The organism is Serratia sp. LTN-2 (genome assembly GCF_059740205.1).
The window spans coordinates 368,360-381,772 of sequence record NZ_JCAXDO010000003.1 but is presented as its reverse complement, the minus strand read 5'-3'; the positions used below and the strand labels follow the sequence as shown (position 1 = coordinate 381,772).

Here is a 13,413-nt window from a genome sequence, read left to right as displayed (position 1 = left end):
ACACCTGCGATGATGCAAAAATACCGTAAGGTTTTTGCTTGGTAATGTAACCAAGATCAGCATTAAGAGATGGCGTGAAATGTTTTAGCCCTTTTGAGTGAGCTGTGTTAAAGCCACCCGCTTAGCAGGTGGCTTTTTGGTATGACTTTGGTTCTGAGAGTGCCACGGGAATGAACTCCTCACATGGCGTAAAAGCACATCGATAAACTGTCGTCGGAATCCGTGTCAACAGACAATTACGGCTGAACGATGGCTTTCGTTTGGCTGCGACTGATAAGCATTTTGCCGAACTTAATGCCCGGTTTCTCAATAAAGTGATACAGCAACGTTGCGATACCATAGGTGATCGGGATAATAATCCCTGATGCGATAATAAACCGCATTACTGAAGTAAGCTCGGCAAAGGATGTGTTTGAAAGCAAATAAGCGACCACTGGTAGAACTATCAATAGGTGGAGCAGATAGACTGAGTATGAGACATCACCAAGGAATACGCTGAGACGGTTTGTCAGGAACCAACGCGGCATGCGCAACGCGCGTGCCCATTTGCTATCTTCACTACGCGTCCAAAGTATCGTGACCAGCATTAAGATCAGGCCAACCTGAGCGAGCAGGTGGTATTTATTAAATTCATTTGGTAAATACATGCTACCCAATACAGTCAGCAAAGCAAAACCTACATATAGAACGCTCTTTCTACGGATTGACTCAGCTATCAACATACCTGCGATAAATAAGTTTAGTTTTATTAGGATCATGGAGGGCATGGGGAACGCAGAAAAGTAGCCAGGTACTAAAAATTTGGCGAGTCCACACAGCAGAACAGCGGCGAGACAAGTTCGGGCAAAGCCCAGTTTCAAAACGGCCAACATAATGAATGGGAAAAGAAAATAGAACTGCATTTCCAATCCAATGCTCCAGTCGGGTAAAACTGTATTGAATGAAAAATCAGGCAGGAAGCCAAACATAAAGGTGACGTGTGTAAATACGTTTGTAAATGAATGGTCGCTATAGCGCGAGCTGTTGGTTTGCGTTTCGCTGTAGAAGTGGCCGATGATGTCTCTAGCCTCACCAAAGTAGTTACCGAATACGATCGCTAAAACCAATAAGACATAGTAAAGCGGTGCGATGCGAAAGAATCGACGAGTCCAAAATTTTTTAAAAGTCGAAGAATCGGTCCAAGGTTCTTGTTCCTTGCGTTCAACATAATTTTTGGCCATCAGGTAGCCAGAAAGCAGGATAAACAGATCTACCCCGACTGCTGGATCAGAAAGAATGGGGGGGCGGAAACGAGTTAAAATGCAGATATGGCCTAAAACAACCCAGAGTGATGCCAGGCCGCGTAATCCTTCGAGTTCCTGTGACCACTTTTTAGCAGGTTGCATAAGGAGAAACCCCTAAATAAATTTTCATCAATAATTCCAATGAGTTGATAGGGTTTTCGTCATTATAGCATGAGATATGTTGTGAGGTTAGCTGGCAAATTCTGAATATAAACCACACTGAGCATAGGTTTGGAAATTCTTCAATTATGCGAGCGAAAGCCGACGGCGGCATAATGATAATTGTGTATACGGTTGTAAGCCGTGATTTTAGAAAGTCGTTATTTCTAGAGGGAGCCGACAGGTAAGATGTTGGCCTGCTGCCTGCTCATATAAAAATTCTGCTGGTGCCAGACTCAGGTTTGATTATTCTTAGGAGCCAACGGTTGATGCTGCTTGTTAACTATCCATAACCAGCCACTGATCCGCTTCTTCGAACATCTCTTCCAACATCCGGTTCAGCTTTTCGCGATCGCTTTTGCTGGCGTCGGAGTTCAGGCCGTTGGCCTGCATCGGCTTCACGCGCACTTCCGCTTCCGGGAACAGCGCATGCACGCGTTTCTCCAGTTCGCTGCGAATAATCTCGGCGGCGTTGGGCAGCCCAGCGACGTTGCGTTTGTCGTACACCAATTCTACAAACATGACCCACCTGTAAATACTGATTTAATGTACAGTATTTTGGCCTGAGGAGTGCGAGTTGGCAAGAGGGGATGCGGAATTTTGCATGGGCATTCATCTTTACATGCCGGGCGGCAGAATTTGCCGTTGAGCCGGCCAGGCCGATGGTCCGCATTTTTCCCCACCCGTAATCGCCTGTCGAATCTTCAGAAGATTATCGCCATTACCCGCTGAGCGCATTTCTCTCTCATTCAATACATAAGGTGGTGGCGTCGGACTGGCGCTCCCTGGTGTTGGAGGCCCGACGCCACCTTTCTGGTCGCCGTTTTTGGTGTTTCCCTCGTCTGCCGTGGCGTAAATACGGTGAAGAGGCTTCTTGCGTTTTAACAGCACTGCTAATGTTTGATGCGTTGGTATGTGAGTTATTGGCGTCACGCTTGCAAAACGCTCGTCGCAGTATGGGATGCAGACTAGATAAAGCGGTTACATAAGGAATTTGAATTATTGTTGTGGTGGCCTATCTTGCTTCTGTAAGAACGCTTATTTAATAAATGATTTACATTACAAATAATTATTTTTTAATTTGCATGTAATTCGACCTGTACCATTGTCATCACGTCCCTTGGAGTGGTTTAATATTTTAAATTAACTTTAACAACGCTAAAGTATAGGTTTAAAACATTATAATGCAACAAAACAACATTAAAATATCAGAAGAAAGTGGTATGTCATTGAAAATGATAGGGGAAAACCTAACTTATCTCATGCGCATGCATGGGATTGACGCCAGCAGACTGAGTATCGAAACAGGGATCGGTATTGCCACTATCAACAACCTGAGAAAGGGCATCGGGAATCCGACGATCTCTACGCTCTCGTCAATTGGTGAATTTTTCAGCGTGAAAGTTGGGGAGCTGACTGACAAGGACTTACGAGTCTCGGGAGAGGCCAATCACAACGTTAGATCGCTACCGCTCATTAGCTACAGCGATATAGAGCGTTTCCTGGATCAGGCGATAACAACATCAGATACCTACACGACAGAAGTGGATGACATTACGGACGATTCGCTGTTTGTGGTGGAGATAACGAATAACTCGTTGTCACCTGAATGGGATCGTGGAACCTATTGTGTCATCTCCCTTCAGGAACCATTTTGTGATGGGGATATCGTCCTGGTTAAGCTAAAAAACTACCCAATATGCTTAAGAAGGGTCTTTGTTTCTCATGACGACTTGCAGTTTACAAACATCTCATTAGATTCAGACAGCAGTGTGAAGTCCTACAGCGATTACGCGATTATCGGTGTTTTATTGAAAACGATAAAGAGGCTGAAATAAATGGATTTGTTTAAAATAGTCCGCAAGTTAAGGAGAATATACTCTCCCAGTTATCTGTACACTTTAGATCGCAGCGTGACGCGAACCGCCGAGGGGTATTGGCTTTTCAAAGAGTTTGGCACCCATACCTTCGTGAAAAAAAACTGGGGGCAGCTTGTTGAGGGCGACTTTCTAAGGCATGTTAACCCTAAAGACATTGCTTTCATCGCCGAAACGGAGTCTAAAATAAAAATTGCCTCAGCCAAACTGTCGATTCATGAAGAGAAAAGGAACTGTATGTGGACGTTGAAAAACGGTGCTGATTCAATATCCATATCAGGAAAGGATTTTTTAAGAAATCGTGAGCTGGTCGATAAAACCGAGTCTTTAGATGCGACAAAAATAGCATTTTATGCCGGAGTGAAAGAAGGCAGAGAAATCTCCGCCTCCTTGCAAAACGCAAAGCAAAGTGACAAGCCTAAAAAAACGATACTGACGTTGATTAAATGAACCATGGCTCGACGTGAATATGCTCATCGAACGTAATCACGCTGAAAGCCGTATTGTCTATGCTGCTGACTTCGCTTGTGCCGTTTTTCCATTGCGAGCAAATTGCAGGGGAAACCGAGACCAGGGTGTCTCCCATTTTCCGTTGAAATAGCGTATGCGCATGGCCTGAACCAATAAATTTAACGTTTAATCGATGGCAGAGGCTCAAAAGTTCGCCGGCATTGTTTAACATACAACTATCGACAATGGGGGTGCCGACAGGAAGCGGGTGATGGTGCAAGAAAATAGCTATCTTTTTATTTTTACTGGATATTATGGCTTCTTCAAGCGTTTCTAACGCTTGTTTCGACACCCAGCCAAAATCTTCATTGTCAACAACCGAGTCGATGCTAAGCATGCGCCACTCGTCATCTTCAAAAGAATTTATATCATAGTTACCGCCCTGTTGGCGGGCTACATCACTCAGATTTTTTTTACTGTCGTGGTTGCCTGGGAATAAATAAAAAGGTAATGAAACGCGGCTCATTACGTTAAAGAAACGCTCATATGAGGGAATGTCACCATCATGAGAGATATCACCTGTTACAATGATCAAGTCTGCCTTTATTTGATCGGCATTGGCATTAATAAAATCAATGGCCTTTTCGAAATTAGCCAGGTGCTTAGAGGCCAGCGCGCTTTCATTAGGCATAATGTGTATGTCACTAATCTGAATTACTTTCATGCTCTACCTTACTGAAATTATTTAAAAGGATTGTATGATGCGCCCCAATCATAATGATCGGTGTTTTCTATTTTCTTAACCCATTCTACCAGGATGATAGCGAGCGGCAGCAATACAATGGAGACGACCACCTTATAAGACCAGGTGGTGCTTATGATATTAACCAGTTCCATAAAGGTGTATTTGCCCGAAAGACTAATCGGATAGGCCGTCAGCAACAGCGCGGCCTGCGTAGACATGGAGCCTGCAATGTAGCGAATGAAGAAGTATTTGCCGGAGAAGATAATTTTCATCTTTGAAATGATGAAGCCATTAACAAAATATGAGACGGGAACGGATACCCAGGTGCCTATCATGACGCGCCAAAATTCATGGTATAAAGCGTTATAGTGAGTCGCTATAGCGTTATTTTCTGGCTGGACGACAGCGGAGAGGTTAAGTATGATGACATATAAACTTTGGCAGAACACCATGATCCATATTGCTCTTACCGATAATTTATAGCCGTAAACCTCGGTAAGCAACGTAGATATCAGAAAACACAGGGAGAATACAATGCCGCTAGCGGTTATTTTAAAACCATAGATATCAAAAACTTTATAAACCAGGGTGTCGCAGGTGATCATTATGGTTACGGTCAGGCCCACAAAAAGACCATAGAGTTTGAGATTTCCTTGCATCTTTGTTCCTTATTCAGTCCATATTTTTTGTTATTAACTATCCATACTGGTTGCCGCGTACACGAGCCGACCCGACAGTGGCGTCATCGGTACAGGCGATGTCATATGCCCGCATTTCTCTTCATTCGAAATATAAAACGTCCTCTTTACCTCTCAGGTTCCCAGAAGGCAAAAGCGCCACGCGGGGGTTGTGCAGGGGCATTGATGGCCCGTTCGTCGGACTGGGGCGATCTGGCTACAATTCATTAATTATCTTAATGAATATATTGCCTGGCTCGCGCTGTGTCAATCAGGTGCGGAGGGACTCAGGGCTAGTTTTATGCGGGGCTTCTGCGTTTATTCTTGAATCGTGAGCGGTAAAGTTTGCAGCTGAATCACCAATTCTGCCAGGCTGGCTGCCTGCATTTTCTCCATCACTTTTGCGCGATGGACCTCCACGGTGCGCAGCGCGATATTCAGCTGTTCCGCCATTTCCCGGTTCATCATGCCGCGCACCACCAGATGCGCGATCTCACGCTCTTTCGGCGTGAGCGTGCGGTAGCGGCCAAAAGTTTCATGGCGCTGTTGGGTTTCGGCGGAGACCTGCTGCGCCCGTGCTAGGGCGGCGATCAACGGCTCTGCGGCGATCGGTTTTTGCAGGAAGTCCACTGCGCCGTACTTCATCTGTTCTACCGCCATCGGTACGTCGCCATGGCCGGACAGGAACACCACCGCCAGCGTGCTGCCGCGGCGGCGCAGTTCAGCGTAGGTCTGGTGACCGTCGAGCTTCGGCATTCGCATATCCAGCAACACGATTCCGGTCTGCAACAGGTCAGCCTGCGCCAAAAAGTCGGTGCTGTCATTCCAGCAGTGGACGCAATGGCCGAGGTTGGTCAATAAAAAATGGCAGGCGTCGGTGACGGCGACGTCATCATCTACCAGATGAATTAGCGACATGGTTTTCCTCATCGTTAAATAGGAAATGCAGGGTGACGCACAGCCCATTGCGGCTGTCGGGAGCGGGGCGGTTAGCTAACAGGATCTCGCCGCCGCCATAGCGGGCCAGGCGGCGGCAAATAGCCAGCCCCAGCCCCATGCCGCCGGCTTTGGTGGTGTTGAAGGGCCGGAAAGCCTGCTCCAGCCCGGCTGCGCTCATCCCGCCCGCGTTGTCCTGCAAATGCAAATCGAGCGCCTGGTCGTTCTCGTCGGCGGAAAGCCAGATGGCGTTGGCGCCGGCCTGCGCCGCATTCAGCAGCAGGTTCGCCAGCAGCTGTTCCAGTAGCGCCGGCGGCAGAGTTAGCGTCAGCGAAGGCGCCACGTTAATGAACAACTTCAGGTCGGGATAGCGCTGCGTCAGGCGCAGCAGCGCCCACACCCGCTCGGCGGTTTCATTCACCGCGATGGGGCGCCAGTTCGCCTTGTCTGCCGTCTCGGTGGGGGGCTGCACCCACTGGCGCAGGTTATGGATCGTTTCGCCACCGCGCTGCGCCTGCCGGTCGATATTTTCCAGCGGTGCCAGCAGCGGATGGCCGGCGTCCGTTTTGCGCAGTTGGATGAGGCAGCCCTGCGCATAGTGGCGAATGGCCGCCAGCGGCTGGTTGAGCTCATGCGCAAAGCCGGAGGCCATCTCCCCCAGCACGTTCAGCTGTCTGGCATGTTCCAGTGCCTGTTCCTGTCGGCGCAGTTGCTCTCCGGCATGAAGCAATTGTCGCCCGCGGCGGCGTACCAGCAGCGCTATCCAGATATGGTTGACGATCAATAGTGCCAGCACCGTGAGCGACAGGCCGACGGCCGTCTGATGCTGGATCAGCCAGCTCTTGATATCCAGCCACAGCCGCCGCTGTTCCGGGTGTTGATTGACGGCGCGCAACAAGGCTTCCACCTCGCTGGTCGAGGCCGGCGCCCCCCACAGGAAGGGAGACTGCGGCGGCGCGGTCAGCAAGGCTCTCGCCACCGCATCCACCAGCGGGTTATCCAGGCTGGGCAGGGCGGCGAACGACCAGTTGGGGTAAAGCGGCGTGCTGGTGACGCAGTGAACTGACGTGGCCTGTTGCAGCAGCGGGCGAAAATCCGCCAGGTTGAGCAGGCCTTCCCGATCCATTTTCTCCAGCAGGCAAACCGGAACGATGGCGGCCTGAATGGCGCGTTCGCGCAGCAGATAGAGCAGGGCATCGGCAGGGAAGCCGGTAAAACGCAGGTGGAAATCGCGCTCGGGCCGCATGCCGGCATCGCTGAGCGCCTTATAACCGGTCAGATAGCCGCCGAAGGCCTGCGGATCGATGGCGCCCACCGTTTTGCCCATCAGCGCCTGCGGCGTCGTGACGTCACTGTCGCGCCGCACCAGAATCACGCTGCCGATGATGTTGCCCGTTTCCCGATCGCCGTTGGCGGCGCGCAACGACGCCAGCCAGCGCAGATGATAGTGGCTGTTCAATTGCACGAACTGCGCCGGATTGGTGACCACGAACTGCACGCTGCCCTGATTGACCGCCTCGCGCATCTGCGCCAGATCGAGCGGCTGCAGGCGGAAGCGCTCACCGCTGACGCTGTCGTTGAGCTGGTCGATCAGCGGTTGCCAGTCGCGCACGGTCGCCGCATCGCCTCGCATCGCCAGCACGCCGACCGACCATTCCTTCGCCTGCGCCGCTGCCCCCCAGACGAGACAAAACAGCAATAATAACACGACCCTCACGGCCCCTCCTGATGGCGATTTATCTGCCGCCACTTGTTTTAGATCAACGTTGGGTCCGGTATGTGGTTAACCACAATAGAGCGCCTTCGATGCCATTTTTACACTGTAAATCATCGACATTGTTTATTCATCTAACGGGCGTCAATAGCGTGATCGGGGTGACGCCCTGGGCGTGGGAGAAACGGATGGACTTCAGTAAACGGCAGTTTTTGCAACGGCTGGGCGTATATTGACGGCGGGGGCTTCGCTGGTCCCCGTGGCGGAGGCCGGGCTGACGTTGGCGCCGACGCGGCGCGAGGGGGATGCTCGCCGCCGCTACGCGATGCTGATCGATCTGCGGCGCTGCGTCGGGTGCCAGGCCTGTACCGTCAGCTGCGCCATTGAAAACCAGACGCCGCACGGCGAGTTCCGCACCACGGTAAACCAGTACCAGGTCAGCCTCGAAGGGGAAGAAGTGGCGACCAACGTGCTGCTGCCCAGGCTGTGCAACCACTGCGACAACCCGCCCTGCGTGCCGGTATGCCCGGTACAGGCCACCTTCCAGCGCGAGGACGGGATCGTGGTTGTCGACAACACACGCTGCGTGGGATGCGCCTATTGCGTGCAGGCCTGTCCGTACGACGCCCGCTTTATCAATCACGCCACCCAAACGGCGGACAAATGTACCTTCTGCGTGCACCGGCTGGAGGCGGGATTGTTGCCGGCGTGCGTGGAGTCATGCGTGGGGGGCGCGCGGATCATCGGCGACATGCACGATCCGCACAGCACGTTGAGCAAGATGCTGCGGCGCCATGAGGCCGAGATCAAAGTTCTCAAACCGGAAAACCACACCGCGCCCCACGTGTTTTATCTGGGGCTGGATGAAGCCTTCGTTACGCCGCTGCCGGGGCGGGCGCAGGTCGCCTTATGGGGAGAGAGACGATGAGTCGCCAACTGACGATCGCAGAAGTGTTGAGCCAACCGCAGGCGGTTAGCTGGCTGCCGTGGGCCGTGCAATATTTCTTCTTTATCGGCATCGCCGCCTGCGCCGCGCTGCTGGCCTGCGCATGGCGCTGGCGCGGTGGAGAGAACGCCGCACACCTGGAGCGCGTGGCGCTGTTTATCGGGCTGACGTGCGCCATCACCGCGCCGTTGGCGCTGACCGCAGACCTGCATCAAACCGCCCGCTTCTGGCATTTCTATGCCTATCCGACGCCCTGGTCGTGGATGCCGTGGGGCGCGCTGTTTTTGCCGCTGTTTACCCTGCTGATCGGCCTGTGGTTTCTCGCGCTCGAATTCACGCGGCTGACGGGCCGACCGGTTGCGCTGCTGCGCGGGATTGCGCCCGCCTGCGCGCTGGTGGCTATCGGCCTGCTGCTGTACACCGGGCGAGAGGTTTCCGTCGTGCGCGCCCGCCCGATCTGGTTCAGCTACGGATTTCCTATCGTCATGTTGCTCAGTGCGCTGCAGGCGCTCTTGGCCTTGTTGTTGCTGGCGATACGCGAACGGCCCGGTCTGCAGGCGCCGCTGGCGCGCGGAATGCTGCTGACGCTGTTGCTGCTCGGCGGGGCGATTCTGTTGTGGGTGTGCGGCGATACGTTATCCGGCGCGGCGGTACGTCATTGGCTGCGGACGCAGGCGATAGCGCGCCATTATGCCGCTGGATGGATCGCGTTATGGGGGCTGACGCTGGCGTGCGCCGCCTGGGGCGCCTATCGGCGCTTGCCGCGCGGCGGTGCGCCGCTGCTGGTGGCCGGTGCTCTGGGGCTGAGTTGGCTGATGCGCTGGACGCTGTTGATCGAGGTGCAAACCATCCCGAAATACAACGCGTCTTCTTCCCCCTACAGCCTGCCGCTGGGCACCGATGGCTTGCTGGCGATCGTCGGCACCTTTGGGTTGTGGCTGGCGTTAATGATCATGGTGCGTGAAGCACAGGCGTTTTTACTGCGGAGAAAACAACATGGCTAAACTCACCCGGCGTCAGTGGTTGAAAGTGGGCCTGGCCTTCGGCGGGTTGTCCGCCTTTGGCTTGAGCTATCGCGAGGTCGCCAAACGGGCGATCGACGGCTTGATCCACGGCACCTCTGGGCGCGTGACGCGGGATCGCATCAACGGCAACTCTCTGCCGCCCGAAGGGCGGGCGGCGCCGGAATGGCAAAGCAATCCGCAGCAGGTCATCTCGATGACCCAATGTTTCGGCTGCTGGACGCAGTGCGGCGTGCGGGCGAGGGTGGATCGGCAGACCGACCGGGTGCTGCGCATTGCCGGCAACCCTTATCATCCGCTGTCTCAGGAGCGGCACGTCGATTCCGTCTTGCCGCTGCAGGAAGCGCTGGCGCAGCTGGGTGGCGAAAGCGGTCTCGATGCCCGTTCCACCGCCTGTGCGCGCGGAGCCACGCTGCTGGAGGGCCTTTACAGCCCGCTGCGCGTACTGGAGCCGATGAAGCGCGTCGGCAAACGCGGCGAAGGCAAGTGGCAGCGCATCAGTTTTGAGCAGCTGATCGAGGAAGTGGTGGAGGGCGGCGATCTGTTCGGCGAAGGACCGGTGGACGGTCTGCGGGCGATCCGCGATCTGGAAACGCCGATCGACGCCCGGCAGCCGGGGCTGGGGCCGAAAGCCAATCAGCTGCTGGTGACCAACGCCGGTGACGACGGGCGCGACAGCTTCCTGCGGCGCTTCGCCCTGAACAGTTTCGGCAGCAAGAATTTCGGCGCGCACGGCGCTTACTGCGGGCTGGCCTACCGCGCCGGCTCCGGTGCGTTGATGAACGATCTGGATAAGAACCCGCACGTGAAACCAGACTGGGAACAGGTCGAATTCGCGTTGTTTATGGGCACCTCACCGGCGCAGTCCGGCAACCCTTTCAAGCGGCAGGCCCGACAACTGGCTAGCGCCAGGCTGCGCAGCGAGTTCCGCTATGCGGTGGTGGCGCCGGCGCTGCCGCTGACCACTACGTTGGCGGACGATCATGGTCATTGGATCCCGGTGTTGCCGGGCACCGACTCGGCGCTGGCGATGGCGATGATCCGTTGGATCCTCGATAACCGGCGCTATCAAGCCGACTATCTCGCCATCCCGTCAGAGGCTGCCATGCAACGGGCCGGCGAGAAGAGCTGGACCAACGCCACGCATCTGGTGATCGCCGAGAGCGAGCACCCGTTGGCGGGCCAACATCTGACGCTCGCCCATCTGAACGGCGCAGGGTCGGCATCGCCGCTGGTGGTCAACGGTGCGGGCGAGCTGGTGGCGGCCGAGACGTGCGACAGCGCCGAGCTGTGGGTCACGCGCAGGGTGACGCTGCACGACGGTGCGCAGGTGGCGGTGAAGAGCGGCTTTCAGTGTTTGAAAGAGGCTGCCGACAAGCTTTCGCCAGAGGCGTACAGCCGAGAATGCGGCGTGCCGGTGGCGCGCATTGCGGCGCTGGCCGAGGCTTTTACCGCCCATGGGCGCAAGGCGGCGGTGATCGCTCATGGCGGGATGATGGCGGCAAACGGGTTTTATAATACCTGGTCGGTGATGATGCTCAATGTGCTGATCGGCAATCTGAGCCTGGCGGGCGGGGTGTTCGTCGGCGGCGGTAAATTTAACGGCTTCGCCGAAGGGCCACGCTATAACCTGGCTGAGTTTCCCGGTCTGGTGAAACCAAAGGGGCTGAATATCGCGCGCAGCAAGGCTGCCTATGAAGCCTCGGACGAATACCGCGAAAAAGTGGCGGCGGGCATTTCGCCCTGGCCGGCCAAAGCGCCCTGGTATCCGTTCGTCGCCGGGCAGTTGACCGAGCTGCTGACCTCGGCGTTGGCGGGGTATCCCTACGGGCTGAAAGCCTGGATCTCGAACATGACCAATCCCTTGTACGGTATCGCCGGTTTGCGCGGCGTGGCGGAGGAACGGCTCAAAGATCCGGCGCGTTTGCCGCTGTTTATCGCTATCGATGCGTTTATCAATGAAACGACGGCGTTGGCCGACTATATCATCCCGGATACCCATAACTTTGAGAGTTGGGGATTTAGCGCTCCCTGGGGCGGCGTCGCCAGCAAGGCCACCACCGCGCGCTGGCCGATAGTGACGCCGGCGACCGCTAAAACGGCGCAAGGGCAACCGATCTCCATGGAGGCGTTTTGCATCGCCGTCGCCAAACGCCTGGCGTTGCCGGGCTTCGGCGATCGGGCGATCGGCGACGGCCAGGGGGGGCTGCTGCCGCTCAACCGCACCGAGGATTATTATCTGCGCGCCGCCGCCAACGTCGCGTTTGCCGGCAAGGCGCCGGTGCCGGCTGCGAGGGCGGAAGAGCTGGCGCTAAGCGGCGTCGATCGCTTGTTGCCGCAGCTGGCGCAGACGCTGCGCCCCGATGAAATCGACCGCGTAGCGTTTATCTACAGCCGCGGCGGCCGGTTCGCCGCTCATGACAGCGGCCGCCGCGACGGCAGCGTGGGCAATCGCTGGGAGAAACCGCTGCAGATCTGGAACGCGGAAGTGGCGAAGCACCGGCATGCGATCACCGGCGAACGTTTCAGCGGTTGCCCAACCTGCTATCCGGCGCGTTTGTCGGATGGCCGCGCTGTGGAAGAACTCTACCCGCAACGGCAGTGGCCGCTGCGCCTGATGTCCTTCAAATCCAATGTGATGAGCAGCTCCACTGCGGTGATCCGGCGCCTGCACGACGTGAAACCGGTGAACCTGGTGGCGTTAAACCCGGCGGATGGGGCGCGTTTCGGCATTCAACACGGCGACCGGGTGCGCATCAGCACGCCGGGCGGCAGCCGGGAGGCGCAGATCAGTTTACTGGCGGGCGTGATGCCCGGCGTGATTGCGGTGGAACACGGCTACGGCCACCGCGAGATGGGGGCCAGCCAGCACTATCTGGACGGTGAGCCGCTGGCGATGGATGAGCGCATCGCCGCCGGCATCAACCTCAACGATCTGGGGTTTGCCGATCCGACGCGCGAAGTGCCGAACACCTGGCTGGATTGGGTGACCGGCGCGGCGGTGCGGCAGGGCATCCCGGCGGCGATCGTTAAACTGCCCGCGTAAACGGCAGGCGAAAAACTGAATTAGCGAGGGTTAATTTATAGTTAATTCTATTCTTTAACCCAAAACTGAACGTCATGCCTGTGTTATGGCTTTTTTATGGGGTTTGTTTTTTAAGTTTTCTATAAATACTTAATGCGGCGTAAACAAAGGAGCAGTAGGTGACAACGATAATCACAAGTTTTGACAAATTCTCGGGTGCAGAAAACCACGGTTGGTAACCTATTACCCCAGCGCCACTCAGAAAAAAAGAACCGGCCAGGATGGATAAAAAGACAATTAATGAACTGATAATCTTTGTCACCGTTTTAGTCCTGTCTGATATTGTAATGTTATGCTCTTGAAGGTAAAGTCAAACCTTACAAGAACCGCCTATTGAATTCTTGCAGTTTTTTACTGCCAGAATGACTATTCTACCTGTCGTTGTCAACACGGCTGCCGCCATTATTGCCACGGCCACCAGCAATGTAATCCAGCATTGAAGAATCAATGGTTTTCATAAATAACTCCTTTTGATTATTTGATTGATACTATGTAAGCCTTCGTAAGGCTCTTTATAAT

The 13,413-nt window shown here is 54.8% G+C and carries 11 protein-coding genes and 1 pseudogene; 5 read left to right on the top strand and 7 right to left on the bottom strand.

Going from position 1 to position 13,413, the window contains the following annotated elements; translation table 11 throughout:
* Positions 1-236 precede the first annotated feature (236 nt).
* Complete coding sequence (locus AC6BYQ_RS08960) at positions 237-1,385, bottom strand: acyltransferase family protein (RefSeq protein ID WP_498056743.1); 1,149 nt, start codon at positions 1,383-1,385, stop codon at positions 237-239.
* Between the two features lie 336 nt (positions 1,386-1,721).
* Entirely contained in the window at positions 1,722-1,964 is a 243-nt protein-coding gene (locus AC6BYQ_RS08955) for a DinI family protein (RefSeq protein ID WP_498056742.1), read from the bottom strand.
* A gap of 662 nt (positions 1,965-2,626) precedes the next feature.
* Here AC6BYQ_RS08955 and AC6BYQ_RS08950 point away from each other — a divergent pair.
* Together AC6BYQ_RS08950 and AC6BYQ_RS08945 are read left to right on the top strand one after the other, a co-directional pair.
* Positions 2,627-3,280 (top strand): helix-turn-helix domain-containing protein, encoded by a 654-nt coding sequence (locus AC6BYQ_RS08950; protein ID WP_498056741.1) that lies wholly within the window; start codon positions 2,627-2,629, stop codon positions 3,278-3,280.
* Positions 3,281-3,769, top strand: a complete 489-nt coding sequence (locus AC6BYQ_RS08945; RefSeq protein WP_063919757.1) for a hypothetical protein — start codon at positions 3,281-3,283, stop codon at positions 3,767-3,769.
* Here AC6BYQ_RS08945 and AC6BYQ_RS08940 read toward each other — a convergent pair.
* The 4 genes from AC6BYQ_RS08940 to ttrS all read right to left on the bottom strand — a co-directional run bounded on the left by AC6BYQ_RS08940 (position 3,762) and on the right by ttrS (position 7,835).
* Positions 3,762-4,493 carry a metallophosphoesterase family protein gene (locus AC6BYQ_RS08940; RefSeq protein ID WP_498056740.1) on the bottom strand — a complete coding sequence of 244 codons (732 nt, stop codon included), beginning with the start codon at positions 4,491-4,493 and terminating at the stop codon, positions 3,762-3,764. The two genes, AC6BYQ_RS08945 and AC6BYQ_RS08940, sit on opposite strands and share 8 nt — an antisense overlap.
* 17 nt (positions 4,494-4,510) lie before the next feature.
* Positions 4,511-5,173 carry a VUT family protein gene (locus tag AC6BYQ_RS08935; protein WP_498056739.1) on the bottom strand — a complete coding sequence of 221 codons (663 nt, stop codon included), beginning with the start codon at positions 5,171-5,173 and terminating at the stop codon, positions 4,511-4,513.
* Between the two features lie 336 nt (positions 5,174-5,509).
* Positions 5,510-6,109, bottom strand: coding sequence for a tetrathionate respiration response regulator TtrR (gene ttrR / locus AC6BYQ_RS08930; RefSeq protein WP_498056738.1), 600 nt, complete (start codon positions 6,107-6,109; stop codon positions 5,510-5,512).
* Positions 6,084-7,835, bottom strand: a complete 1,752-nt coding sequence (gene ttrS / locus AC6BYQ_RS08925) for a tetrathionate respiration histidine kinase TtrS (protein WP_498056797.1) — start codon at positions 7,833-7,835, stop codon at positions 6,084-6,086. Before ttrS ends, ttrR begins: the two co-directional genes overlap by 26 nt.
* Positions 7,836-8,029: 194 nt before the next feature.
* Between ttrS and ttrB the strand changes: the two are divergent.
* The 3 genes and pseudogenes from ttrB to ttrA all read left to right on the top strand — a co-directional run bounded on the left by ttrB (position 8,030) and on the right by ttrA (position 12,855).
* A pseudogene (gene ttrB / locus AC6BYQ_RS08920) lies at positions 8,030-8,769 on the top strand (tetrathionate reductase subunit TtrB).
* Positions 8,766-9,791: a tetrathionate reductase subunit TtrC gene (gene ttrC, locus AC6BYQ_RS08915; protein ID WP_498056737.1), complete on the top strand. Its 1,026-nt coding sequence runs from the start codon at positions 8,766-8,768 to the stop codon at positions 9,789-9,791. The pseudogene ttrB and the gene ttrC overlap by 4 nt, the downstream one beginning before the upstream one ends.
* Positions 9,784-12,855, top strand: a complete 3,072-nt coding sequence (gene ttrA / locus AC6BYQ_RS08910; RefSeq protein ID WP_498056736.1) for a tetrathionate reductase subunit TtrA — start codon at positions 9,784-9,786, stop codon at positions 12,853-12,855. Before ttrC ends, ttrA begins: the two co-directional genes overlap by 8 nt.
* A 94-nt stretch (positions 12,856-12,949) precedes the next feature.
* Here ttrA and AC6BYQ_RS08905 read toward each other — a convergent pair whose 3' ends face one another.
* Positions 12,950-13,156 (bottom strand): hypothetical protein, encoded by a 207-nt coding sequence (locus AC6BYQ_RS08905; protein ID WP_498056735.1) that lies wholly within the window; start codon positions 13,154-13,156, stop codon positions 12,950-12,952.
* Positions 13,157-13,413: the final 257 nt, after the last annotated feature.